The 26,331-nt window shown below is 46.1% G+C and carries 22 protein-coding genes; 8 read left to right on the top strand and 14 right to left on the bottom strand.

Going from position 1 to position 26,331, the window contains the following annotated elements:
* Window positions 1-162: 162 nt before the first annotated feature.
* Genes V7M78_RS18685 through V7M78_RS18695 form a run of 3 tightly spaced genes read left to right on the top strand, consistent with a single transcriptional unit; the run spans window position 163 to window position 3,263 of the window.
* A complete protein-coding gene (locus V7M78_RS18685) occupies window positions 163-1,038 on the top strand; it encodes a carbohydrate ABC transporter permease (protein ID WP_333651884.1) in 876 nt (291 codons plus the stop codon).
* Window positions 1,035-1,862 carry a carbohydrate ABC transporter permease gene (locus V7M78_RS18690; protein WP_333651885.1) on the top strand — a complete coding sequence of 276 codons (828 nt, stop codon included), beginning with the start codon at window positions 1,035-1,037 and terminating at the stop codon, window positions 1,860-1,862. Before V7M78_RS18685 ends, V7M78_RS18690 begins: the two co-directional genes overlap by 4 nt.
* A 21-nt stretch (window positions 1,863-1,883) precedes the next feature.
* A complete protein-coding gene (locus tag V7M78_RS18695; protein ID WP_333651886.1) occupies window positions 1,884-3,263 on the top strand; it encodes an ABC transporter substrate-binding protein in 1,380 nt (459 codons plus the stop codon).
* Between the two features lie 89 nt (window positions 3,264-3,352).
* On the opposite strand, the gene V7M78_RS18700 is transcribed toward V7M78_RS18695, so the two are convergent.
* The 5 genes from V7M78_RS18700 to V7M78_RS18720 form a co-directional block, all read right to left on the bottom strand.
* Window positions 3,353-3,730: a LytR/AlgR family response regulator transcription factor gene (locus V7M78_RS18700; RefSeq protein ID WP_333651887.1), complete on the bottom strand. Its 378-nt coding sequence runs from the start codon at window positions 3,728-3,730 to the stop codon at window positions 3,353-3,355.
* Window positions 3,731-3,756: 26 nt separating this feature from the next.
* On the bottom strand, window positions 3,757-5,955 hold the full coding sequence (locus V7M78_RS18705) for a DNA topoisomerase III (protein WP_333651888.1): 2,199 nt from the start codon (window positions 5,953-5,955) through the stop codon (window positions 3,757-3,759).
* Between the two features lie 264 nt (window positions 5,956-6,219).
* Window positions 6,220-7,098 (bottom strand): sugar phosphate isomerase/epimerase family protein, encoded by an 879-nt coding sequence (locus V7M78_RS18710; RefSeq protein WP_333651889.1) that lies wholly within the window; start codon window positions 7,096-7,098, stop codon window positions 6,220-6,222.
* A 24-nt stretch (window positions 7,099-7,122) separates the two neighbouring features.
* On the bottom strand, window positions 7,123-8,370 hold the full coding sequence (locus tag V7M78_RS18715; protein ID WP_333651890.1) for a sensor histidine kinase: 1,248 nt from the start codon (window positions 8,368-8,370) through the stop codon (window positions 7,123-7,125).
* Window positions 8,367-9,041: a response regulator transcription factor gene (locus V7M78_RS18720; protein ID WP_333651891.1), complete on the bottom strand. Its 675-nt coding sequence runs from the start codon at window positions 9,039-9,041 to the stop codon at window positions 8,367-8,369. Before V7M78_RS18720 ends, V7M78_RS18715 begins: the two co-directional genes overlap by 4 nt.
* Window positions 9,042-9,203: 162 nt before the next feature.
* On the opposite strand from V7M78_RS18720, the gene V7M78_RS18725 reads away from it, so the two are divergent.
* The 3 genes from V7M78_RS18725 to V7M78_RS18735 are packed head-to-tail and all read left to right on the top strand — an operon-like array spanning window position 9,204 to window position 12,542.
* Window positions 9,204-9,890 carry a polyphosphate polymerase domain-containing protein gene (locus V7M78_RS18725; protein ID WP_333651892.1) on the top strand — a complete coding sequence of 229 codons (687 nt, stop codon included), beginning with the start codon at window positions 9,204-9,206 and terminating at the stop codon, window positions 9,888-9,890.
* Window positions 9,891-9,902: 12 nt separating this feature from the next.
* Window positions 9,903-10,574 (top strand): DUF4956 domain-containing protein, encoded by a 672-nt coding sequence (locus V7M78_RS18730; protein WP_333651893.1) that lies wholly within the window; start codon window positions 9,903-9,905, stop codon window positions 10,572-10,574.
* A gap of 12 nt (window positions 10,575-10,586) precedes the next feature.
* Window positions 10,587-12,542 carry a CotH kinase family protein gene (locus V7M78_RS18735; RefSeq protein WP_333651894.1) on the top strand — a complete coding sequence of 652 codons (1,956 nt, stop codon included), beginning with the start codon at window positions 10,587-10,589 and terminating at the stop codon, window positions 12,540-12,542.
* Window positions 12,543-12,709: 167 nt separating this feature from the next.
* Here the strand turns inward: V7M78_RS18735 and V7M78_RS18740 are convergent, their stop codons facing one another.
* A complete protein-coding gene (locus V7M78_RS18740; protein WP_333651895.1) occupies window positions 12,710-15,997 on the bottom strand; it encodes a DUF5107 domain-containing protein in 3,288 nt (1,095 codons plus the stop codon).
* Window positions 15,998-16,159: 162 nt separating this feature from the next.
* Here V7M78_RS18740 and V7M78_RS18745 point away from each other — a divergent pair, with 162 nt between their 5' ends.
* Entirely contained in the window at window positions 16,160-17,008 is an 849-nt protein-coding gene (locus V7M78_RS18745) for a helix-turn-helix domain-containing protein (protein WP_333651896.1), read from the top strand.
* 47 nt (window positions 17,009-17,055) lie between these two features.
* On the opposite strand, the gene V7M78_RS18750 is transcribed toward V7M78_RS18745, so the two are convergent.
* From V7M78_RS18750 to V7M78_RS18760, 3 genes are all read right to left on the bottom strand, one after another.
* Window positions 17,056-18,120 carry an arabinose ABC transporter substrate-binding protein gene (locus V7M78_RS18750; protein WP_333651897.1) on the bottom strand — a complete coding sequence of 355 codons (1,065 nt, stop codon included), beginning with the start codon at window positions 18,118-18,120 and terminating at the stop codon, window positions 17,056-17,058.
* 65 nt (window positions 18,121-18,185) lie between these two features.
* Window positions 18,186-19,172 (bottom strand): ABC transporter permease, encoded by a 987-nt coding sequence (locus tag V7M78_RS18755; RefSeq protein WP_333651898.1) that lies wholly within the window; start codon window positions 19,170-19,172, stop codon window positions 18,186-18,188.
* The gene (locus V7M78_RS18760) at window positions 19,172-20,677 is read right to left on the bottom strand and encodes a sugar ABC transporter ATP-binding protein (protein WP_333651899.1); all 1,506 of its coding nucleotides are present in this window, start codon (window positions 20,675-20,677) and stop codon (window positions 19,172-19,174) included. Before V7M78_RS18760 ends, V7M78_RS18755 begins: the two co-directional genes overlap by 1 nt.
* A 180-nt stretch (window positions 20,678-20,857) precedes the next feature.
* On the opposite strand from V7M78_RS18760, the gene V7M78_RS18765 reads away from it, so the two are divergent.
* A complete protein-coding gene (locus V7M78_RS18765; RefSeq protein WP_333651900.1) occupies window positions 20,858-21,952 on the top strand; it encodes an aldose epimerase family protein in 1,095 nt (364 codons plus the stop codon).
* 29 nt (window positions 21,953-21,981) lie between these two features.
* Here V7M78_RS18765 and V7M78_RS18770 read toward each other — a convergent pair whose 3' ends face one another.
* Genes V7M78_RS18770 through V7M78_RS18790 form a run of 5 tightly spaced genes read right to left on the bottom strand, consistent with a single transcriptional unit; the run spans window position 21,982 to window position 26,310 of the window.
* Complete coding sequence (locus V7M78_RS18770; protein WP_333651901.1) at window positions 21,982-22,761, bottom strand: ABC transporter ATP-binding protein; 780 nt, start codon at window positions 22,759-22,761, stop codon at window positions 21,982-21,984.
* A gap of 5 nt (window positions 22,762-22,766) precedes the next feature.
* Window positions 22,767-23,561: an ABC transporter permease gene (locus V7M78_RS18775; protein WP_333651902.1), complete on the bottom strand. Its 795-nt coding sequence runs from the start codon at window positions 23,559-23,561 to the stop codon at window positions 22,767-22,769.
* An 11-nt stretch (window positions 23,562-23,572) separates the two neighbouring features.
* Complete coding sequence (locus V7M78_RS18780) at window positions 23,573-24,556, bottom strand: ABC transporter substrate-binding protein (protein ID WP_333651903.1); 984 nt, start codon at window positions 24,554-24,556, stop codon at window positions 23,573-23,575.
* Window positions 24,557-24,576: 20 nt separating this feature from the next.
* Complete coding sequence (locus V7M78_RS18785) at window positions 24,577-25,044, bottom strand: pyridoxamine 5'-phosphate oxidase family protein (protein ID WP_333651904.1); 468 nt, start codon at window positions 25,042-25,044, stop codon at window positions 24,577-24,579.
* A gap of 12 nt (window positions 25,045-25,056) precedes the next feature.
* Window positions 25,057-26,310, bottom strand: a complete 1,254-nt coding sequence (locus V7M78_RS18790) for a radical SAM protein (protein WP_333651905.1) — start codon at window positions 26,308-26,310, stop codon at window positions 25,057-25,059.
* Window positions 26,311-26,331 lie beyond the last annotated feature (21 nt).

Genomic DNA, 26,331 nt, shown 5'->3' on the forward strand with positions numbered 1-26,331 from the left:
TTATATATTGTATATGCATAGTATCAAATGTAAGATTATAATATGTAAAATATCTATAACAATTGCAACATAAGCTTAATTATACGGCAAATTGAACAAAAATTTCAGGTAAATTGTCGAAATCAATAAAATGTCATTAAATAAAATATGGAGGATTCATACATGAAAAAACAACCCTTCTGGAGAAACATCAAGGTAGTGCCCTATCTATATATCCTTCCCAATATGATTTTGTTTATGATGTTTATGATCATTCCGATTTTTATGACTTTTTATTACAGTTTAATGGACTGGAAGGGCATAGGAACCCCCAAGTTCGTAAGGCTGGAAAATTATCTGCGTATGCTGACCAATGAAGTATTTTGGAAAACCATGTGGAATACCGTCATGTACACCCTTATGACAGTGCCCCTGATTATGGCCTTTGCCCTGTTCTTAGCCATACTGCTGAATACGAACCTGCCTTTTAAAGGAGTTTTCCGGTCCTCTATTTATCTTCCTGCGGTAGTGTCTACGGTTGTGGTGGGAATGGTTTTTACCTGGCTGTTTCAGGATCAGGTGGGATTGATCAATTACCTTTTAAATCTCATGGGAATGAAGTCCATTAAATGGGCCAATGATCCCAGGTTCGCAATGCTGATGCTGGTTGCCGGAACAATCTGGCAGCGTACCGGCTATAACATGGTAATTTATCTTGCCGGGCTCCAGGGAATATCTTCGGATTATTATGAGGCAGCGGTCATGGATGGTGCCAACGGGTGGCAGAAATTCCGGTATATTACATTTCCCCTGCTGCGTACAACCCATGTATTTGTATTGGTTACATGCATCATACACAGCTTCCGCTCCTTTGATCTGGTGTATACCATGACAAAAGGCGGCCCGTTAAATTCCACAAAGACATTAGTTATGTACATATATGAAACGGGATTTGTAAAAAATCAGTACGGCCGGGCAGCTTCTGCAGGCGTGATCCTGTTTCTGGTAATGGCCGGACTGACTGCGGTGAGATTTTTAAATAAGGAGGATGAAGCATGAAGCTGAAAAAACGGGTATACGGCATCATCACCTTTTGTATGGTACTTTCCGTGGCTCTCATCACGCTGTTTCCCTTTTACTGGATGTTTATCACAGCAGTGAAGCCTGTAGGAGAAATCTTCGCCTTTCCGCCAAAGCTGATACCGTCCAAGTTCATGCTGGGCAACTTTTTGGAATCCCTTAAAACCACTGACTTTGGAAGGTATTATAAGAACAGCACCATTGTGACAGTCATTTCCACCACAATCACAATTTGCATTAACCTTTTGGCCGGATTTGCCTTTGCCAAGTATAACTTCAAGGGAAAAAACATCTTTTTTATGATCGTTCTCAGCACCCTGATGATTCCTCTTCAGGTGACAATGATCCCTAACTTTATCATTGCCTCCAAACTGGGAATCCGAAACTCTTATGTGGGCCTTTTCCTGCCGCCATGTGCGGAAGCCTTCGGTTTGTTCATGTCAAGGCAATTCATTGAGGAAATTCCCAATGAACTGCTGGAAGCGGGAAGAATTGACGGTGCCACGGAATTCGGCATTTTTACAAAGATCGTTCTGCCCAACGTCAAACCTTTGATCAGCGTATTGGCCATCTTTACGGTGATGTGGAGATGGAATGACCTTCAATGGCCTTTGATCATGGTATCAAAGGATCAATACTATACTGTGCAGTTAGGCCTCTCCATGCTGAACGGTGCACAGTATGTCAATTGGAATCATTTAATGAGCGCTTCACTGATATCAACAATTCCGGTGGTTATAGTATTCCTTGTTTTTCAGAAACAGTTTGTACAGGGAATCGCCTCCAGCGGAATTAAGGGATAATAAAAAACAGGAGGATTGTAAATGAAAAAAACAGGAAAGAGACTTTTGGCACTTGGGCTGGGGCTTATGCTTACAGCCGGATCGGTGGCTGGATGCGGTTCATCCGGCAGCGGGAACACCACACAGGCAGCATCGGAAGGAACTGCTGCACCGACTGAGGGAACATCAGCCGGAAGCGCAGCGGATGAGCTGACGGCAGAAGAAGGGGCTGAGATCGAAATTACATATTGGGAAGGTTCCCAATCGGATAAGGCTGCCTGGGACTGGGCCATTGAAAATCTGCAGAAGGACCACCCGGAGATCACCATTAAGCCCCAGGTCTATCCATCCAATACATACCGGGATCAGCTTGACACCAGAATTGCCGGAAATGACTGGCCTGATGTCATGCGCTACACCTATCAGAGGCTGGGAAAATTCAAACAGACCGACACCATGCTGGATCTGACTCCTTATATTTCTGAAGAAAACTTAAACGACCTTATTCCTGCATTCAGGGCAGCCTGTACCTACAATGGCAAACTGATTGCTATGCCGCACCATACAGATGTAATCGCCTTGTTTTATAATAAGAAGATGCTGGAAAGCTCCGGAATCGAAGTTCCCAAATCCATTGATGAAGCATGGAGCTGGGAGGAACTTACTGAAATAGCCCGCAAGCTGAAGCAGGATAATAGCCTGGATTATGCCATGGCCGGAATATGGGAAAACTCTTCCGGTTACCGCTATCTGCCCTTCATTTATATGAACGGCGGTGCTTTGATGAACGAGGAGCAGACAGAAATCACCATGAATACGCCTCAGGTTCTGGAAGCTCTTAAGCTGTATGAGTCCTGGAGAAAAGAAGACCTGATCAACAATGTAGGATTTACAGCAACTCCTGCTGCCAATATGATGTTTGTGGCAAATCAGCTGGCCTTTGATTTTGCAGGAAGCTGGCACTGCTCTTACATGCAGGAAAATATGCCTGACGGCTGGGGAGTGACTTATATGCCTCAGAGAAACGGCAAGACAGGTTCCGACATGGGCGGAAACGGCATATTTGCTTATAAAGAAACAAAATATCCGAAAGCAGCAGCTATCGTTGTGGAATACCTCACGGCTGCCGAGCAGATGAAAGGCTTTTGTGAAGCCGGAAACTTTATCCCTGTAAGAGAAAGCCTGATGAAAGAAGGCATAAATTTCACGGCATTCCAGGATGAAATGAAGCTGTTTATGGAAATAGCAGGCACCATCGACGCAAAGATGGCTGCTGATGAAACTTCTGTTCCTTTCCAGAATCTGAATGAAAGCTTCAATGAGGCAATGGACCCCATGGTTGTAGATGGCTCCAGTACGGCAGAGGAGGTTGCCGCACAGCTTCAGGAAAACATGAGCGAGATATTAGAAGAATATAAATAAACTGCAGTGACATGAAATGCAAAAATCCGGCCGGATCGTCTAACATGATGATCCGGCCGGATTTACGCCCTTTTAACAGGCTCTATTTCTCATACCGCTCTTTCGTTTTCCCGGACAAACCGGTTCACTACCTTTGCAATCTGAGCCCTGGTATAAGGCTTTACAATGAAATCATATGCTCTTATTTTCCAGGCTTCCAGAGAAAACCCCGGAATTCCTGATAACAGCACCACTTCGGGATGGTTGGGAAGCTCATACAGCTTGGCTGCAAAGGTAATGCCGCTGATATCCGGCATGACCACATCGGAAAATACCAGATCCACTGGATTTTCCTTCACATACTGCATGGCTCCGATTGCTTCGGGGAAGCTACCGCACAGCTCCACCCCATTCATTTCCTTTAAAATACCTGTAATTTTTACCAACAACTCTTCTGAATTATCTACAGCTATGACTCTGATGCTCATAACGCCTCCCGGCCTTTCCTTAAGTCTCAATCATCCTTTAATTTCAGCTTTGCAAATGCGTCTGCAAAGGCTGAATTGATAGGCTCTTCCGCCTCTTTTTTCTGCTTGTTCAAATATTTTGTCACGTCCTTTTTGGACACACCTGCACCTTCCTTGGTTCGCCGGTCCTTAAAGGCAGATAGTTTTTCCTTATAACCGCATTTGCAGACGAAAATCTGTCCCTCTCCCTTGCCTTTCAGCTCCAGCTTTTTGTGGCACACCGGGCATCTGGCATTGCTTGTTCTGGACACCACTTCCCTGTGGCCGCATTCCCTGTCCTGGCAGACCAGCATCTCGCTGTTTTTTCCCTTGACCGACAACATCCGCTTGCCGCATTCAGGGCATTTGGTGTTGGTCAGGTTATCGTGGCGGAAGCTTCCTTCCCCGGACTTGATCTGATGGATTAAATCCCCGGAATAACGGCGGATATCCGTCATAAATGCAGCCCGTTTTAATTTTCCTGCCGCGATTTCCGACAGCTTCATTTCCCAGTCAGCAGTCAGCTCCGGCTTTTTTAAGTCCTCCGGCACAAGGGTCAGAAGCTGCTTTGCCTTGGAAGTGATGAAAATGTCCTTTCCCCGCTTTTCCAACAGAAAGCTGGAGAACAGCTTTTCAATAATATCCGCCCTGGTAGCCACCGTTCCCAGACCTCCGGTTTCTCCCAGGGTCTTAGCCAGTCCGGAATCCCTTGTCTCCATATAGGAAACCGGATTTTCCATGGCAGAAAGCAGGGTAGCCTCGTTAAAGGGTGCGGGAGGCTTTGTCTTTCCCTCTGTCATCAGAATGGTGAGGTCAGAAATCCTGTCTCCCTTTTTCATAACAGGCAGAGTCTGTTCCTTTAATTCCTGTTCCTCATCCTCTTCCTCCTGATTCTCATAGACTTCCTTCCAGCCGGTGACAGTCACAGCCTTGCCTCTTGCTGCAAAAGTCTCTCCTCCAATATCCAAAGTCAGCTCTGTCTGGTCATACTCAAAGGGAGGATACAACACGGCAAGGAACCTGCGGACCACCAGGTCATAGATCTTCCTCTCATCAATTGTCATATGGTCTAATTGGACAAACTGCTCTGTGGGAATGATGGCGTGATGGTCCGATACCTTCTTGTCATCCACAAAAAATGGCTTGGCCTCGATTTTCCGGTTCATAAGCCGTCCCGCCAGCTTGCGGTAAGGGCCTACGCCGCAGGCATCCAGCCTTTCTTTAATAGAAGGAACAATGTCAGAGCTTAAATACCGGGAATCGGTTCTGGGGTAGGTCAATACCTTGTGGTTTTCATAGAGCCTCTGCATAATGTTTAAAGTCTCTTTTGCAGAGTAATTAAAGCGGCGGTTTGCCTCTCTCTGCAATTCTGTCAAATCGTAAAGCTGAGGGGAGTAAACCTTTTTGGGAACGCTTTTCACCTCAGTGATCACGCCTTCTCCCTGATCCTCTGTCTTATTTAAAATGGCCTCCATCCGATCCCGGTCAAAGGAACGGAAACTTTTTGATTTTTCATCCCTCCAGGTAAAGGTGAGGGACGGCTTAGCGCATTTGGCCGCAATTCCGTAATAGGGCTTTGGAACAAAGTTTTTGATCTCTTCCTCACGCTTGGCAATAATAGCCAGGGTGGGAGTCTGCACCCGTCCGCAGCTTAGCTGGGCATTGTATTTGCAGGTTAATGCCCTGGTGGCGTTGATTCCCACCAGCCAGTCCGCTTCTGCCCGGCACATGGCCGCATCGTATAGGTTATCATAATCTTTGCCATTTTTTAACTTGGCAAACCCTTCCTTAATGGCTTTATCCGTAACAGAGGAAATCCAGAGCCGCTTCATGGGCTTTTTATTCCCTGCTTTTTCTAAAATCAGCCTTGCCACCAACTCTCCTTCCCGTCCGGCATCGGTAGCAATAATGATCTCTCCCACATCGCTGCGGTGAATCTGGGACTTTACCACGCTGTACTGCTTGCCGGTCTGCTTGATTACCTCAAGTTTGAACCGGTCCGGTATCATGGGAAGATCCTCCATCTTCCATTCCTTATATTTAGAGTCGTAATCTTCCGGGTCCGCCAAAGTGACCAGATGGCCCAGGCCCCATGTCACCACGTAGCGTTCCCCTTCGATCACGCCGTTATTGCTTTTTTTGCATTGAAGCACCCGGGCAATATCCCTTGCTACCGACGGCTTCTCCGCTATAATTAAAGATTTCATATGTTTCCTCCAGATTTGTGATTCTTTCACAATTATATCCTATCAGGCCCGTTATTACAACCCACGCAAAAAAGCCGCCCCTGTTATGCGGTTACAGGTGCGGCCCTTTTGTAGGAGTCTTAATCTCTCACAGGTCAATGAAAGATAATTTCAGAGGGTTAGTCTGATGTATAGAATATTCACATGTTGTTAGCTATTACTAACTGTTTATATGTTAGCATAGACTAACCAAAAATACAAGCCCTTTTTTGAAACATTTTCTCATTAGTCCTGTTTTTTATGATTTACGGTTTCTGCAATACTTCTGATATAGCAAATATTGTTTTTTATCTTTTTTTCCGGACTCTCTGCAGGAGAAAAATCTTCAAAGGTGATGACTCCGTCATATCTCACCTCTTTCAGTGCCTGGAAAAACTTTTCAAAATCTGCATATCCGTCTGTAAAAGGAGCCCAGTCAGGAACAAACTTTTCCTTTCCCTCCGTTTCCTTTTTCACCCATCTGGCATTTTTTACATGAACCAGGTCCAAATATGGCCCTAAAATCTCCAGGGCCATCTTATACTCTTCAAGCCCTTCATAAATCACATTTCCCGTATCATAAATGACTCCTATGTAAGCCGGATCAAACCGGGAGGCCAAACGAAAAGCAGCGCTGGCACTTGGAACAATGGTTTTCATGTGCATTTCAAAATCAACCTTCACTCCATGCTTTTTAGCCAGAGTTTCCACCCTTTCAAATCCTTCAATGGCCTCGTCAAGCAGTTCCCCGTAAGTCCGTTTAAAATCATAGGAAGGTGCATTGATGCGGATTCTGGCGCAGTCCATCTTCTTTGCTGCTGTCATACAGCGCTCGATTCTCTCCTCGCTGTCCCGGCAGGTCAGGTAAGTGCACAGCATATTAATATGAATGCCGTATTGATGGCAGAGAGCTTTTATTTCCTCCGCCTTTTGATCAATGGTTTCTATGTCAAGGGTACAATGATTATTTCTCCAGTAAGACGGCTCTTCCTTTAAGATTTCCGGGTCGTTTGGAATGGCAGCCACTCTCCAGTCCACGCCGTCATATCCGCATTCCTTCAGTTTTATTAAAGCCTGTTCCGGTGTCAATTCCGGCACACTTACAGTAAACAATGAATATTTCATAGCTTCTCCTTTTCTCGTTAAAAGTTATGCCAAAGGCAGAGATACGCAAAAATGATTCCCTGATTTCCCGTCATTTTCTGCCCATATTTTCCCCTTATGTCCGTTTACAATGCTTTGGGCAATGGAAAGTCCAAGACCAAAGCTTCCGTGACTGCTTCTGGAATCGTCGAGGCGGTAAAAACGCAGGAAAATCTGCTCCAGTTCTTCCTTTGGAATGGGGGTTCCTTCATTGGAAACCTTCAGCAAAAGGGTATTGTGCTCCCCTTTCCCCAAAGCGAGGCCAATCTTTCCTCCGGAAGGACAATACTTCCCGGCATTGTCAAGAAGTATATGGATCACCTGCTGCAAGCGGGCCTCATCACCCATGACTGAAAGATGATCTTCTATTTCATAGGAGAATTCCTTTTCCTCATCATAAATGACAGGTTCATACACAAGAACAGCACTGGTTACCAGGTAACTGAAATCCACGGCAGTATACACCTGGCTCCTCTCCCCATGATCAGACCTTGCAAGGAACAGCATATCTTCCACAAGCTGCTTCATCCGCATGGCCTCTGCATGGATGTGATCCAGCCGCCGGGCAGCTTTTTCATCCTCAAAGGAATTGCCTGTCCGCAGCATACCGGCATTGGATAAAATGACGGTCAGAGGGGTTTTCAGTTCATGGGAAGCATTGGCAATAAACTGCTTCTGCCTGTCCCAGGCAACTTCCACAGGCTTTACCGCCCAGCGGGCCAGAAAAATGGTGATCAGGAAGAATACCGCCATGGAAGCCCCGCCGATGAGGAGAGAATTTCCAATCTGAGCCTTCATCATTTCCTTTTCCATTGATATGTCCGCAAATGCGATCCTGCTGCTGCCTTCCCCTGCCTCCTTTAAATAACGCAGTTCATAATTCGGAAGAATGCCAAGATCAGCTTCCTTGGTTAAAACCAGTTCTGCAAGAGGCTCCACATCTTCCTGGTCAATGAAATGCAGTTGGTTGACCACCGCAGACACGCTCTCATCTTCTTTTATGTCAACCACAAGAACCGGAAAACGCCTGCCCGGTCCCTCTCCTCCAGGGGGAAGAGGTCTTGCATCACCGGCAGGGGGACCGTCATTATAAGGAAAGGAGCCTGTCTTTATAGCCTGGCGGAGCATGCCCTCGCTCATTCTTTCATTGTTTCTCTGAGTAGTCATCATCATGGTGAAGAAAATTGCCAGCAGTATGACTGACACAATGGACATAACAATTAATATAAACTTAATCCGCAGCTTTCTGATCATTCTCTGACCTCCAGACGGTAGCCCACCCTGCGGACCACAGATATTTTTACCTTTGAGCCGATGTGATCCAGCTTTTTCCTCAGGAAAGAAAGGTAGACTTCCACAATACTGTCCTCAGCCTCTCCCTCATAACCCCATATTTTTAAGTAAATGTTCTCCTTTGGCAGCAAAATGCCCTGATTGGCCATGAGCAGCCGGATCAGCTCCAGTTCCTTGGCCCCCAGTCGCACGGAACGGCCTCTGCATATAAGCTCACTGGCGGCAAGGCTGACTTCAATATCCCCATAAGTCAATTCCTCCGACTTCATCTCTCCGCCCCTCCGGGTAATTGCCTTTAGACAGGCCAGAAGCTCCGGAGTTTCAAAGGGCTTTGTCAGATAATAATCTGCACCGTTATTCAGCCCGGTGATACGGTCCTCCAGTTCTCCCTTAGCCGTCAGCATCAGCACTGGAGTAGTATTTCCCTGCTCCCTCATACAGCGGACAATATCAAAGCCATTGATGTGAGGCAGCATGACATCCAGGATCACAGCATCATAAATGCCGGAAAGGGCATGATCTAAGCCCTTTTGACCGTCATGGCAGACATCGGCAGTATCTTTATTTTCAGTAATAATATCGGCAAGAGTTTCTGCAAGGCGTTTTTCATCCTCAACAATAAGAATCCTCATAAACAATTCCTCCTTATGGTAATTATAACATATTACAATGCCATATTACCTCAACAAGTTTAATCAAAGCTTAAACAAATACCGAACACAAAATGTTCACGGTTCCATTAAGCTTTAATTAAGCTTGGGGCTTTAGTATGGGAGCAGGACGGAGGTGAGAACATGAACCAATTAGAATACCGGCACGAATATAAGCATTCCATCAATATGCTGGATTACCGAACTTTGAGACAGAGAATCAGGACAGTGGCCCGGCTTGATCCAAATGCAGGAGCGGATGGCCGTTATCATATCCGCAGCCTGTACTTTGATAACGATGACGATAAAGTGCTGAAAGAAAAACTGTACGGTCTGCCAAACCGTGAAAAATACAGAATACGAATTTACAACGGGAGCGGTGATTTTATCCGCCTTGAAAAGAAAAGCAAGGTCCATGGCCTTTGCAATAAACAATCAGAACCCCTGACAAAAGACCAGGTCCAACAGATACTGGCAGGAGATACCGCCTGGATGCTCTCTTCCGGAACTCCTTTGCTGGCAGAATTTTATGGGAAATTGGCTTTTCAGAGACTTAAGCCTAAAACTCTGGTGGACTACTGGCGGGAAGCCTATATTTTTCCATATGGAAATGTGCGGGTAACCTTTGATTCCGAGATACGGACCGGAGTTTATTCAACCGGATTGTTTCAGAAAGATTTACCTACCTTCAGCACCCAGGAACCGGGACTGCTTCTGCTGGAAGTAAAGTACGACAGCTTTTTGCCTGATGTGATTCGCGATTTGATTCAGACCAACACGCGGCATACGGAAGCATTTTCAAAATATGCGGCCTGCCGCATTTACGGATAAGGAGATTATCATATGAATTTTAACGATTTATTTAAGTCAAGCTTTCTTGAAAATATCACCAGTTTTTCAGCCCTGGACATGGTAATCGCCATGGGGCTGGCCTTTATTTTAGGGCTGTTTATCTTTTTTGTTTACAAAAAGACCTACACCGGGGTCATGTATTCATCCGGTTTCGGGGTTTCCCTTCTTGGACTCACTTTAGTGACCACCCTGATTATACTGGCTGTTACGTCAAACATCATTTTATCCCTGGGTATGGTCGGCGCCCTGTCCATCGTCCGGTTTAGAACGGCAATCAAGGAGCCTCTTGATATTGTATTTCTGTTCTGGTCCATTGCTGCAGGAATTGTATTAGGCGCAGGGCTTTTGCCTCTGGCAATTCTGGGCTCCCTGTTTATAGGCGTAATCCTCGTTGTGTTTGTCAATAAGAAAAGCGTAGATTCTCCTTTTATTCTCATTGTTGAAAGTGAAAGCCCTCAGCCGGAAAATGATATTTTAAACATTATTAAGGCAGGGGTAAAGCGTTACAGCCTTAAATCCAAGACTATTTCTGATTCAGGCATGGAATTCACCCTTGAGGTGCGTTTGACTGGAAATTCCACCCGCTTTATGGCAGATATCAAAGCCATTCCCCAGGTAAAAAGTGCCGCATTGGTCAGCTACAATGGCGACTACATGTCATAAGGAGGTGCCGTCATGATAAAACATAAATGGATAGGAGCAATCACAGCACTGCTCATGGCGGCTGTCCTGTTGCTTCTGGCAGGGGTGTATTTATTTCCGTCTGCCTTAACCACTTTCTCCGGTTCATCAGAACTGCCCTATGTTTCTGCAATGGATAAGACCCAAATCCTGGACGTTCAGATCATTGCCGATGAGAATGATTGGGCTGATATGCTGGATAATGCCACGGCAGAAGAATACATACCGGCTACTGTCGTCATCAACGGCACAAAAATAGAAAATGTGGGTATTCGCCCGAAGGGCAATTCAAGTCTGCGCACAGTTGCCCAGGATGACACAACGGACCGGTACAGCTTTAAAATAGAATTTGACCATTATATTTCAGGCCAGACCTGGATGGGGCTTGATAAAATTGCTTTGAATAACATGCAGGGAGATTCTACCTATATGAAGGAATACCTCTCTTATGACTTAATGGATTATGCGGGGGTAGAAGCACCTCTTTATACCTTTTCCAACATAAGCGTCAACGGTGAAACCTGGGGATTTTACCTGGCCGTGGAGGTGCTGGAGGACAGTTATGCGAAACGGGTATATGGGAACAACCATGGAAAGCTGTATAAACCAGAAAGCATGGACATGGGCGGTTCAGGGCAGAGGAATGAAGGAAATACCGGTGGAAACAGACAGAGGCCGGAACGGCTTCCGGCACAGGAAGGCGTATCAGACGGAAATGCGGACTCTGGAAACACTTCGGGACAGGAAAGAGTAACTGCTGGAAATGCTCCTGTATCGGAAAACACTCCCGCATCGGAGAACATAATCCCTGGAAACACTCCTGCATCGGAGAACAGGCCAGCCAGAAACATTCCAGATGACACATTGCAAAGAGAACAGGGCAGCCCCGGTGGCTTTGGCGGACAGTCCGGCGGTGCAACCCTTCAATATACAGATGACGAAATTTCCAGCTATTCCACCATATTTGAAAGCTCCGTTTTCGACACCTCAGACAAGGATTTTATGAGAGTCATAAACGCTCTTAAGAAATTAAATGCAGGCGAAGACCTGGAAAGCGCTGTAGACGTGGAAGCCACCCTGAAATACTTCGCCGCCCACACAGTCCTTATCAATCTGGACAGTTACGTATCCAATATGTGCCACAACTATTACCTATATGAGGAAAACGGCCAGCTCACCATGCTTCCATGGGACTTTAATCTGGCCTTCGGAGGATTCCAATCCGGCAATGCCTCCTCCGTTGTAAACTTCCCCATTGACACACCAGTTTCCAATGTAAGCCTGGAAGAGAGGCCCATGATCGGAAAGCTTCTGGAAGTACCCGAATATCTGGAACTGTATCACAGCTACTTAACAGAAATCGTTGACGGATATTTTAACAGCGGCTTGTTTGAACAGACCATAGATTCCCTGGATTCCTTAATTTCGCCCTATATTGAAGCCGATCCTACCGCATTTTACGATTACGCTTCCTATAAGAGCGGCGTAGCAGAACTGAAAGAGCTGGGTCTTTTAAGAGCACAGAGTGTTGAAGGACAGCTTAATGGAACAATCCCGTCAACCACTGATGGACAGAACACAGCCCCCGATGCACTGGTGGATGCATCAGATATTGACCTATCCCTCCTTGGCAGCATGGGAGGCGGATTTGGAGGCAGACAGGGCGAAAGCACTACCAAAAAAGAGGAAGGAGAAGAAAGCACCCCATCGGAGGCCCAAGGCGGAGACGGCTTTCAAAGAGGCGGCAGACCTCCCGGCAACATGCCGGAAAATATGCCGGAAGGTATGAACTCTATGTCCCCCCGGGGAGACCAAAGCTTTACAGCAGAAGCATCAACTTCTGCGTCCGGCTTTGATAAAACAGCCTGGATACTCCTGGGCAGTTGTACAGCTTTTCTGTCAGCCGGACTATTATTTGTAATCTTCTTCCGCCGCAGACGCCCTCTATAATCATCTTTTATAATAGAAAGGGGGAGTTGGGAAATAACTTGAAAAATCAGTTATTCCACAACTCCCCTTTTTGGTGCATAATACATCAGCCCGGATTTACTATTCTAATCTTTCGCCCATTTATACAGCCTCCATCTTATTGATGCGTCTTCTCAGGTTTCTCCTTATCAAACAGTATTCCCCACCATATCCAGATACCGTATGGCATTCAAATGAGTGGCTTCCAGCCGGACCGCTTCCTTCAATGCCTCTTTTGCTTCCTCCAATTCCCCAAGCCCCAGCTTTCCAAGCCCTATGAGATAATTGCAGTGAGCTTTGTTTTTCCTGTCCAGGTCATCTTCAAAAATAAGGAAATCTGGCAGTGATACGGCAAAATATTCAATCCTCATCCGGTCAAACATGTGCTGTTCCCCGTAGTCCAGCAGTTTATGAAACCTCGCCTTTGCCTCTGTCAGCCTGCCAAGCTTTGCCTTTGCCAGCCCCTGGTAATAAATCATATCCGCAGGCTGGTCATTATAATACATCATTCCTGCAGGTTCATTGCTGCCCTCTCCGGCCGCTTCAAAGAAACCTTCTGCCTCCTGCTGCCTTCCCAGGTTTTCCATGACAACGCCGAGATAATAATGAATATGATTGTCCTTAGTCCCCTCCAGCTTTCCTTCACCCAGGTTTTCCGGATACACCAGCACCTTTTTTAAATATTCCTGAGCCTCTTCCCATTCCCCTTTCTTCATGGACTGCCTGGCAAGCTCTGTCAGGGCTGTGCTGTACTGGGCAGTCACCTTCCCCTCTCCGCCTTCCCAGGGGTGGAACCTGTTTTCCATTATAAACTTATAAGCCTCTTTATAACGCCCCAGAATATTGAGAAGGGTCGCATATTCGATCATAAGATCATCCCGCTTCATAAACACTTCCCGATTGGATTCATACCGTTTCAAGCGTTCCTCTACCGGCATATCCAGCTTTTTATAAAGCTGGTCCAGTTCCAGAAAGATCCTGGCATCCTGGGGGTTTAAGCCATAAGCCTTTTCCATTGCTTCTCTGGCCTTTTCCCTTTCATTTTCTTTGTTATAATAAGCCAGCGAAAGATTTCTCCAGACAATAGAAAAATCAGGATTTAACCGGGCAGAGCGTTCCCAGTAAGACACCGCAGTCCGGTACTGGATCTTATCATAATATAAATTCCCCAGATAATAACAGGCATTGGCCCCTTCCGGATTCTTCTCTGCAGCAAATTCCAGTACCATAATATCCTCTAATTTATTAGGAAAACAGTAATCCGTGGTGCAGCTTTCCGCCTTTTTCAGCGCCTCCGACGGGTCCTGCCCCATAAGCCCCTGATAATAGGCCTTATAATAATATAGCATGGGCCAATCCTCAGGGCATTGTTCCAGGGCATCCACTGCTTCCTCATACGCACCGAATTCCCCGTAATGCCTGGCAGCCAGCAGGTAATTCTCATGAAATCCCCTGGTCAGCCTGCCTGTCTCTTTCCGTATTTCCTCCCGGCGTTCTTCCTCTATATAAGCCAACTCCATACGGGACACGTAATCAAAGGAGTCTACATTCAGATTTTCATTGATAGCTTTTACAGCCTCCCCTACCCTTCCAAGTCTGCGCAGTAAATAAGCCTTCAAGCCTCTGGCTTTTACATTATGGGCATTTTTCACCAACCCCTTTTCCACCAGCTCCAGGGCACTTTCGTAATTTCTCCTTCCGGACTCGATGCAGGACAGATAATAAAAACTCATCTCCTGCTGCTCACTGGACCAGGTCGCCTTGTAAAATGCATCAAATGCCTCATCAAGCCTGCGCTGATACAAAAGAACCAGGCCCAGATTATAATAAGGTTCCGAATCATAGGGGTTGGGATTTTTCCAGGTTGCCCTTTTAAGTGCCTTTCTGAAACATTCTTCCGCTTCCTCAAAACAGCCTCTGCGCATAAGCAAGGCCCCATATGCATTATTAATGCGGATATCTCCCGGGTCCCTTTTAAGTCCCTCCAGATAATAGGGGTCCGGTCTGTAGGTTGCATGGCGGTACTGTTCAATATGAAGCCCGGTAAGGTACAGCTCCTCATTTGTCATGATCTGCTCCGGTTCCTTTGCCGCCTCGGCAGGACTTGGAATCCTTGGAATCTCTTTTTTTAAGGGAGTGTAGGAAACCAGTTCCCTTCCTTCTTCCAGCACCTGCAGCTTCAGCTTTGTTTCATCCTCCACACCCACATTCAGCTTTGTTTCATAAGTATGGACCGGAGAAAGCAGCACCGTTTCATCCAGAAGGATATCTCCGTCATAAGTAAGTAAAATCCTGGCTTTGGGGTATTCCCTGGTTCCATATGCAATGATCCGGATTTCATCTGCCGTTGTTTCCAGGTTTACTACCGCATGTACAGAAGCATTTTTAACCGCTCCCACAGCCTTGTAAGGCATGAAATACTGGGTAAAGGTCTTTTCCTCCATAGGCTTTAACCATGTAAAATCCGGCTGGTTATCCGTATAAACGCCGGTCATCAGTTCCACATAAGGGCCATCCTCATCGGTTAAGTTCCTGTCCCAGGCTTTTCCAAAGTCCCCGCACCCCCAGGTCCATTGCTTTTTTCCCGGTGAAATATGGTGATCTGCCACATGAAGGATTCCTGCCCTGGCCTGGTAATCATAGCCGCCCACGAAATCAAACCCGCTCTTTTCCGCCATATAAGAAGTGGGAACCGGAATATTCTTATAGCGGGAAATATCCACTCCCTCACTGTAATCATGCTTATAATACACTCCCGTAGCAATGGGGAACCGGGATACATCCCTTTTTCCATGGTCCATGACAGCATGGACATCAGGCGGAAAAATGGACTGGGTATGGTCATTGACCGGAACAGCCGGATTGGCCCACCATAAAAAAGTCTGAGGAAGGGGCGTGGGATTGTAAAGCTGGCCTTTAATCTCTATGTATGCCTTTCCCGGATACAGGGTAAAGCTGGCCTCTCCCTTTGTTCCATACATCTGATCCACATCGCAGATGCGGCATGTTTTTGATCCGTCCTCCCGTTCAATCAGCATGTAATCCACAGGAGAGCAGGTATTGGGTCTGTGATGCTGGGGCCAGTTAAATTCAATTCCTCCGCTGATCCATGGGCCGCAAAGCCCTACCAGGGCAGGTTTGATGACCCGATTATAATAGACAAAATCGTATTGATTTGTTTTGTCAAATGCCCTCTGGATTCTTCCTCCCAGCTCCGGAAGTATCATGACCTTTAAGTACTCATTTTCCAGCCATACGGCCCGATAGGTTTTATCAATTTTTTTATCATATATTTTTTCCACCGCAGGATAAGGATAAATCCTCCCTGAACTTCCCTGGTAAACCCGCCTTTCAAGAAACATGGGGTTCTTATCCGCCTCGCCTGCTTCATAGGTGGGAATGACAATGGACTCCTCCCATATCTTCACTGTTTCCATCTTCTGCCTCCTTTTTAGTTCTTGCCTATACTATATAACCTATATCTTTTAATTTCATTACATTTAGTTGCTTTATAATTTATAAAAATTGCTCTCATAGAATTGACTAATCTCAGTTTTTTTTCTATAATGATTTCACATACAAGGAAAGGAGGCCCTTCCATGCTCTCAACAGAACGAGGCATTATGACCGGCTCCGATTATTACGTCTATACCCCCAGCACTCAGGCAAAAAACCTCTTCTTATACCCCATTAATATGGGCTTATTCCGGTATCAGCCCGGTTACTCCCTCCACAGGAACGCCTATGACAGCTTTCTGATCATGTTTATGCGCAAGGGTGAATGCCAGGTGGAAACCGGAGGGCGGACCTTTTATGCCCATGCCGACCAGGTGGTCCTGTTAAACTGTTACGAACCTCACGCCTACTGGACTTCCAAAGGCTGGGAAGCGGAATGGCTTCATTTTGACGGCAGTGCTGCCCCAGGGTATTATGATGCGATTCTGGCAGGCGGTTCTCCTGTCATCACCTTAAGGGATACCTACCGCCTGGAAAAATATCTTCACAAGATTTATCTGCAGTTTAAGGAACGCATTTCCGTGAAAGAAGCCCTGCTTAATAACTACATTGTCAACATCCTGACTGAACTGCTGGTCAATAAGGATATGGAACATTCTGAAAACATTTCCTCCAGCATCATTGAGGATACCATTGCCTATATCAACGACCATCTGACAGATCCCCTCACCTTAAAAGACTTATCCGATCAGGCTTCTTTAAGCCCCTTTTATTTCAGCAGATTATTTAAAAAGGAATCCGGCTTTTCTCCTCATGAATACGTCATCGCAGCACGGGTCAACAATGCCAAGTTTCTTTTAAAATCCTCTGATACCAGCATCAAGGATATCTGTTACAGCACAGGCTTTGCCAGTGAAAGCAGCTTTTGCACCACCTTTAAGAAGGTAACAGGAACCACGCCTTCTGAGTACCGTTTTTCCATCCGAAGCTGAAAAAACAGCCCTGCATTGCAGAGGCTGCTTTTTCATTCTCAGGCAATTTATTCCGCTGCCTTGCCCATCACTTCTTTGTAATTTTCAGGTGTAACGATCACTGCATCCACTGCCGTTTCCATGGGAACTTCTTTTCCCGCAATCACATCGTATAAAACCTTGACAGAGCCGGCTCCTACGGAGTCAGAAGAAAAGTAAGCTGCTGCCTTCATGCTGGTTCCGTCAGCTCCCTTATTGTTCCATTCATCTTTCGCCAGGTAACCGCCTAATCCTACTACACACCCATCTTTATCAAGGCCTGCACTCTCCAAAGCCCGTACCGCTCCTATGGTTCCTTCTTCATTGGCTCCGGTTATGAGCCACTTTTTAATTTCCGGATGGGCGGTGATCACTGATGTAGCGGCAACATTGCCTTTTTCTGTGGTTCCGTCATAATCTGCTTTAAAAATCCGCTCCTTGGCAAAACCTGGGCTTACCTCAGTGAATTTGTCATACTCTCCCTCAGCACGGGGCACGCAGGAAGAAACCGTATCCATGGTCATGATGAGAAGTCCGCATTCAGGGTCTTCTGCCAGATTGTTTTCATTGGCATAGTCAGCCAGCCATTGTCCGTTTGCCTCTCCGATTACATATGCATTGATTCCCACCCACGGAGCAATTTTATCTCCTGCATCGGTCTGAAGGGCATCATCAGCCGCCACAATGGGGATTCCAGCTTCCTTGCACTTGTCAACAACCGCCTGGGACATGGTCTGATCGGGAATGCAGGTTACAATTCCCTTTGCCTTGTTGGCAATGGCATTGTCAATGGCCTTTAAATATTCTTCAGGGTTCATCTTTGCATCCACATAAATGAATTCATCTCCCTGTTCCTCCACAACTGCCTGGGCCGCCGCGCCCTCATCAATAAACCAGGTCTGGTCCCCCGCCTTGTAAATGCCGTAAATGACTCCCTTTTCCGTACCGCCTGTCGTACTTTCTCCCAATTCCGCCGCCTTGGTTGTCTCCGCTCCTGTGGTGGCAGGGGCAGCCCCTTCATCTGAAAATCCGCTGCATGCTGTCAATCCTGCCGCCAATGCTGCTGCCATCATCAATACTGTTGTTTTTTTCATTGTGTAACCCTCCTGTTTTATATTTGATCTATTCTAAGAAAACCTGACGGTTTCCCCTGGAATCTTTATAAGTTCTTCATAGACGCCGCCAGCAAATCCTTCTCCCTCTTCTGTTTTCTGACATAGTCCGTCGCCAGAGCAAACAAAAGCAGACCGCCTTTTGCTACATACTGCCAGAAGCTGGGAACATTGACCATGGTCAGTCCCGTATTAAAGGACTGGATCAAAATAATGCCCAGAATCGTTCCCCCCATATCTCCCACACCGCCTGCAAAGGAAACCCCTCCTAAGATAACGGCAGTAATGGCATCAAACTCCAGGTTTATATTGGCCGCCGGCTGGCCTGAGTTCATGCGGGCCGCAAAAATAATGCCGCCGATGGAACAGAGAATTCCCATCATAATATAAGAAGTAGTAATAATTCGTCTGGGATTTAATCCGGCCAGCCTGGCCGCCTCCCTGCTGCCCCCAATGGCATATATGCTTCTTCCGAATTTGGTTCTGGCAAGGATGATTCCAAACAGAACCATGCAGATCACCATAATCCACACGGAAAGAGGAATGTTTAAAATTCTGGCTCTTCCCAGGATGATAAATGTCTTATTGCTGATGGAAACCGGCTTCCCTCCGCACAGAATATAGGCAAAGCCTCTGATAATGGACTGGGTCACCAGGGTTGCAATAAATGCCTCAAGGTGAATCCGGTTCACCATAAAAGCATTAAAAAGCCCCACCAGAATGCCGCAGCCAATGGTGATCAGAACCGCAGCCCCAAAAGGCACCCCTTTGCCCACCAGCAATGCCGCCACAACACCGGAAAATGCCGCCAGAGAACCGGGAGATAAGTCATTTTGTCCCGCAATGATCAGATATGTATGTCCCACCGCAACCAGCCCCACAAGGGATGCCGCAATCAAAATGTTGATCATATTGGTGACAGAAAGGAAGTTCTTGTTCAGTGCGGTAAAAAGTGCAAATACCGCCCCAATAGCCGCCAGCAATACGATCTTGTCACCGTTAATTTTTAATCCGCTTTTCTTATTGATCCCCATTATTCCTGTACCTCCCCAATCATGCCAAGGCTTAAAAGCCGGCTTTCCGTCGCTTCTTCCGCCTTTATTTCTCCTGCGATCTTCAATGATTTCATGACAATGATCCGGTCTGACAGCCCGATGACCTCCGGAAGTTCGGAAGAAATCAGGATGATCCCCAGTCCCTGTCTGGCAAAATTGCAGATCATCTGATAAAATTCTGATTTGGCCCCTACGTCAATTCCTTTTGTGGGCTCATCCAGAATGAGCACCTTGGGATTGGTGCTGATCCAGCGGGCTACAATGCATTTTTGCTGGTTTCCTCCGGAAAGCTCCACAATCTTTTTATCCGGAGAATGGGTTTTAATCTTAAAATCCCGGATTCCTTTTAAGGCCTGCTTCTCTTCCTTTTCCCGGCTGACAAATCCCAGCCTTCCCGAATTGGCATCCAGAAGGGAAATATTAATATTGTGGCTGATGCTTAAATTAGACAGGATCCCCTGAAGCTTTCTGTCCTCCGGCACCAGCACAATTCCATGCTCCATAGCTTCCCTGGGAGACCGGTTGCGTATTTTCTTTCCCTCCAGGTAAATCTCTCCACTCCTTGCAGAATCAGCTCCAATGACTGCCCGCATCAGTTCTGTCCTTCCCGCCCCCACAAGGCCGGAAAATCCCAGAACCTCCCCCTTTCTAAGCGTAAAAGAACTTTCCTTTACATAATCGGAGGACAAACCTTTAACCTCCAGAAGGACCTCTCCCACCTTTTTATTCCTATCCAGATTCCGGTAAATATCTCCTAAATCCCGCCCAACCATCATGCGGATCATCTCTGCTTCCGGAACCTTTCCCGTTTCCACGGTTCCCACATAGCGGCCATCCTTAAAAATTGCCACCTTATCCGTAATCCGTTGAATTTCATCCATGCGGTGGGAAACATAAATAATGATCTTTCCCTCTGATTTCAGCTTTTCAATGATTTTAAACAGGGATTCGATTTCCGAATCCGAGAGGGAGGCAGTTGGCTCATCAAAGCAGATTACCTTTAAATTCTCCCTGGAATAGGCTTTCATGATCTCCACCATCTGCTGATAGGCAATGCTCAAATCCTTCACTTTTACAGATGGACTGATGGGAAGCCCAAAGTCCTTAATGATTCCCGCTGCCATCTCATTTGCCCTGCGGCTGTCAATGAACCCCAGCCTGTTTACAGGCATTCTTCCCAGATAAATATTCTCTGCCACCGATAATTCCAGAAGAATCTGCCGTTCCTGGTATATGACAGAAATCCCGTCTTCAATGGCTTGATGGGGCGACTGAAAATGCTTTTCCACCCCATCCAGAAGATATTTCCCGCTGGTAGGCTGGTAATCTCCATTCAGCACCTTTAAAAGCGTAGACTTACCGGCTCCGTTTTCCCCCAGAAATGCCAGCACCTCTCCGGAATGGGCCTGAAAGGAAACCTGATCCAGGGCCTTTACTCCCGGAAAGTATTTGGATATACTTTGAAATTCCAGCACACTCCCCATCCCTCTCCCTCCTTCTTTCACACGTTGTGCAACCATTCACTAATCTTATTATACCGCTTATTTTCCACTCATCATTATTTTCATTTGCTCTGTCATTGTTAAAACTTGCTTTTCTTTTGACATCCTGTTTTTCTTTTCAAATAAATCTATTATACTTATTTTAAAATGGGGGAGAAAAATATGAAGATCACAACCACAGAATTATCAGATAAAAACAGAAGCTTGCACACCATCTACCACATGTCCACCAGTCTTGGCATGGTGGTTTCCATTACGGCCCTTGGAGCTGCCATTCAAAAAATTGCCATAACCGATAAAAACGGAAACTTAAAGCCCATTACCCTGGGCTTTGAAAATATAGAACAATATGAACGCTGTAATTGCTATGCCGGCGCCACCTTAGGCCCCAATGCAGGAAGAATCCGGAACGGCCGCCTACCTGTAAACCAGCATGTCTGCCAGTTGACCTTAAACGAACGCAGCAGCCAGCTTCACGGCGGCATAAACAATCTGTCTGCCTGTCTCTGGCAGGTGGAATCCTTTTCCTGCGGCTTGGAATCCGCCTCCATCCTGTTGTCCGCCAGCCAGCCCCACGGCCTGGATGGCTATCCCGGCAATCGGGTCTATTATACCAGATATACTCTGGAGGACACCAACTGGCTTACCATAGAATACAGGGCCAAAACCGATGCTCCTACCTATATTAACATGTCCAATCACACTTACTGGAATCTGTCAGGGGATTTCTCCCGCCCCGCCCTGAAACAGGAGCTTCAGATTTTCGCCAACAGCGTGTGTATAAACGATCAGGATCATCTGCCTGTGGATATTGTTCCCGTGGCAGACACAGTATTTGATTTTCGCCGTATCAGGCCAATAAAATCCGCCGCCCATTCCCCCTCCAGTTCCGTATACCTGGAACAACTGGAGATTGGAAGGGGGTATAATAATGCTTATATACTCAATAAAAATCATGCCTTTCGAACCCTTCGCTCCGTCAATCACACAATGCCTCTGAAAAAAGCCTGTATTCTCCGGGACCGTGAAACAGGATTGACCTTAAAGATGCTGACCGATGCCCCTGCCCTGGTCCTTTATTCAGGCGGATTTTTGACGGACAACATCCCCTTGTATAACGGTGCTTTTGCCTCCCCTTCCTGTGCCATTGCACTGGAAGCCCAGGATGTTCCTGATGTTATGAATATTCTGCCTGACGGCTACCGGCTCACCACACCGGACAGGCCATTTCACCGGACCATCCGGTATCATATATAGAACCTCAGGCAAGCCCCGGTCCATTTCCCTTAGATGTAATATTCAACAGGGATAACGCTGTCCTCGAAAAATTCAGAATAGATTTCTTTTCTGATTTTTACAAAGTCAAAGCTGCTTCTGTCTCTGGGCCTCCCCATGGAAACCGGAATGATCTTTTTTATCATACCGGGACGCTTAGACATGATAAAAATACGGTCACTTAAGAAAATAGCTTCATCGATATCATGGGTAACCAGAAGCATGGTAGTCTGTTCTGCCTGCCATATTCTAAGAACTTCATTTTGCATATTGATCCGGGTCAGGGCATCTAAAGCTCCAAAAGGTTCATCCAGAAGCAGTACGGAGGGCTGGTTGATTAAAGCTCTGGCAATGCTGACCCTCTGCTGCATTCCTCCTGATAACTGCCTTGGCAGAGATTTTTCAAAGCCGCTTAAATTCACCAGACGGATGTGCTCCCTGACCAATTCCTTCTTTTCCCTCTCCGGCAGAGGCTTATGAATACCAAATTCTATGTTCTGTTCCACATTAAGCCAGGGGAATAATCTGGATTCCTGGAATATCATTCCCGTTTCTACAGAGGGCTTAAGGACAATCCGCTCCCCTACTTTCGTCTCGCCTTCAGAAGCTTTTTCAAGACCGGCTATAATCCGAAGCAGGGTGCTCTTTCCGCAGCCGCTGGCACCCACAATGCTGATAAATTCTCCGCTTTTAATTTCCATGTTAATATCTGACAAGACTTCCAGATTACCGCTCTCAATCCGGAAATATTTCTTCACTCCGTCAACCACCAGATTTTTATTGACTTCCATCGGCCTCACTCCTGTTCTTCTGCTGTATTCCACCGCAGCACCCTTTTTTCTATTCTGATTAAAGCTGCATCTATGATAAGCCCTATCATACCGATAGAAACTACCCCGACCAGCATAATATCAGGCTGGGATAACTCTCTGGAATACATAATTAAATATCCGATTCCCTTCGCTGCTGCTATCATCTCCGCCGCTACCACACAGGACCAGGCAGCTCCGATTCCCAAACGGATACCGGTAAAAACCGAAGGCAGGGCAGAGGGTATCATGACCTTTGTGAGTATCTGCCTTTTGTTCTTCTCCAAAATATAAGCCACTTCCAGCAGCTTCTTATCTGCATTTTGAATTCCTCTGACAGTATTGAGCAAAACAGGCCAGAAACTGCCAATGGCAATTAATGTAACTTTAGAGCCCTCATCAATTCCCATCCAGAGAATCAGTACAGGAACCCAGGCAATAATGGGTATAGGCCTTAAAACACCTATGAACACTGCTGATAACTCATTGACCTTTTTCGATAAGCCAATGAGAACACCCAGAAATAATCCCAGGAAAGTACCTGCCAAAAAACCCTTAATTACCCGTATCATACTGACCAGCAAATGCTTCTGCAAATCACCTGTCCCTATCATTTCCACCAGGGTATTCCATAGAATGGAAGGCCTGGGAAGGATAGACTGGTTAATAGCGCCTGTTTTTCCAAACCATTCCCACAATACCAGAAAGATGACTGGCAGAATTGCTCCTGCCGCCATCTTTCTGATTTTATTTTGGTAATTCCTGTTCTTCGAATTTTCCATATGATTTCCTTTTATTCTGTTATTCCCGCTGCTTTTAAAAATGACAGGTCAATGACCGACTCTATGTCCACATCACTCCGTATGGTTCCCTGCTTTCTTAAGTAATCAGCAGTCTCTTTAATGGAATCAATTTTTTTCTGATCTAAAAATAAGCTGCGGTCAAATTTTTCAAAGGTAGCAGCAAATGCAGAGGAATCCAATCCGCTGGCCTTTGCCAAAATATCCAGGGACTCTTCCTCATGTTCATCAGCCCACTTTGCAGCACGGTTGAGTACCTTCAGCAGTCTGGCAGATATTTCAGGATTTTCTTCCAGAAATGCCACATCTGCAATAATTACATTTACATTATACTTATAACCGGTTCCATCCTGAATCACATCGGCCACATCAGAGGATACGCTTTTCGTAATATAAGGCTCCCAGGTGACACCTGCGTCAATGGAACCGCTCTCAAGTGACGTATAGATATCGCCCGGAGACAGGTTTAGAAGTTCCGCATCGTTTACAGTCAGCCCTTCTGCCTCCAGGAATTTCAGCAAGAGCTGGTGCCCCACACTTCCGGCAGTATAGCCGATTTTCTTTCCCCTGATATCAGAAAGTGTTTTAATTCCCGAGTCAGCAGATGCAATCAGCGCATTTCCCTTTTCCGTAGAGCCATAGGAACCGATAATCTTAAGAGGAAGATTGTTTGCTTTTCCCTGTACCGCAGGCTGATCTCCCACCAGGCCAAAATCCACCTCTCCCGCCGCAAATGCTTCTATAATAGGAGGTCCTGAAGCAAACTGCTTCAACTCGACGGTAATACCGTCTTTGGCAAATTCCTCTTCAAAAAACCCCTGATCTCCGGCAATTAAAGGCTGTGTATGTCCGGGCTGGTGAGCCAGGCGAATAACCAGATCACTTTTAACATGATCCTGCCCGGCAGCTTTCTGGCAGCCTCCTAAAATTCCAATCACAGCAAATACTGCCATAATTCCTGCTATTATTTTCTTCATAAACTCTCCTCAACTTTCTTTTATTTGACGAGCCACCGGTCCAAATGTCCTAATATCGGATGTTCCTTTTCTTCTGCTGCTCTCCTCTTTTTAAAGGATTCTTCCACAACTTCCTCAGGCTCAATAATCCAGACGGTGGATAAATCCATATCCCCGTGCTTTTCCTGTATTAGATTGTAATGACGCTGGAATTCCCTGCCTGCAATAACCGCCTTGCGGGGTACTCCTTTAATTTGATAACTGGTTCCATCCGATCCAAGGATATTAACCGCCACCGGCTTCTTAAACCAGATGCTCCACACCATATTTTTATTGGTCCGGGAAGATTCAAGGAGTTCGTAGAATTCCAGGTTCCCTTCGTCATTGATGTGAAGGGAGCCCTTGTAAGCAACATGGGGATTGCCTTCACGGTCTACGGTGGCTATGGCCTTGACGGTGGTTTTCTCTAAAAGCAAAGCTTTGATTTCTTCATTTAATATTACTGCCAATTTTCTTTCCTCCTACACTCTGGATAAATCTGTATCAGGATGATTGCCGCATCTGCGGTAATTGTCCATATCCACATGAATGCCATATTTTCTGCGCAGGCTGTCAAGGCCTTCTGAAATTCTCACATAATATTCCAGAGAGGGGCTTTTCTGATTAAAGAAGAGAGAGCCTGGCGCCACCGTCCAGACACATCCCACCGGACTTACTCCGTTTCTGCAAAGCTCCTCTGCTTCTGTCAGAATTGTTTCAATTCCCTCCTCCTCCGTCTTAAAACCGTAAGGCTCTGCCATTTCTGTTCCCACCACAAGACCTGTATTAACGTATCCCCTGCCAAAGATATCAACAGCTTTATACAAACGCTGCTTCCATTCTTCATAACCAATCTTTGCAGCTTTTCCCGGGCAGATCCAGTTAAACTTTTCTTCATTCAGAATTTCAATATCTGCAGTATAGCTCATCAGACCTGTTTCTTCATACAGCCGTTTTAACTGGCGCTCATTAAAGGCAGTGCCGATGAGCTGGCTTGGAAACCGTTTCCCACCAAAATTTTCTCCAATCCGTTTTAATATCTCAATATAATAATCCACTTCCTTATCCAGCAGTTCCTCTCCGTCTAAAATGGTTCCTCCGGTGAGAAATATGCTGGTGTATCTGCCCTTTTCTTTCAGTGCCTCTTCTACCGTCTCGCCTATGTCATCTATACTTAGAAACTGTTCCTTGTCACTGGATTTATATGCCGCTGCAATGGAACAGTATTTGCATCCATGACCGGGCGTCTCCCAAAACTGGCAGAACTGGTTGGGGTTAATGTCAATGCGCTGGGGCCTGGCCCAGGCAATCTGCCACATGGGTTTCCCGCTTCTTGTGACCTTGTCATAAAATTCCGGTTTCTCCCAGTATTCTACCTCCTCGAAAACTTCTCCCTCATCGCTCAAGACAATTTTCCCATCTATTACATCAACTACAAAAGGATCCCGTTTCACTGGAGTTCCCCGGTAAGTACCGCCTGTTAATACACTTGTGCCGTCTCTAAGCATCAGGGACACCGGTGTGTTATCAGACTTTTCTCCTGCAAAATTTCTATGTACAGTCTGGTGTATGTTATGGTTCACCTTTTGCAGCGCTGCATCAGTGAAAATGACGCCCCTTCTTTGAACATCCGTCTTAATAATGATAAATGGTGAGATGTGAGGATACTTTTCAATCACTTCTCTTAGGCTTAGCTCCTTTTTTCTCCAATCCCTGTCATATACTGCTTCAGCCATGTTCTATGTTCCTCCTTGTTC

Source organism: Lacrimispora sp., from assembly GCF_036758025.1.
Classification (GTDB): Bacteria; Bacillota; Clostridia; order Lachnospirales; family Lachnospiraceae; genus Lacrimispora.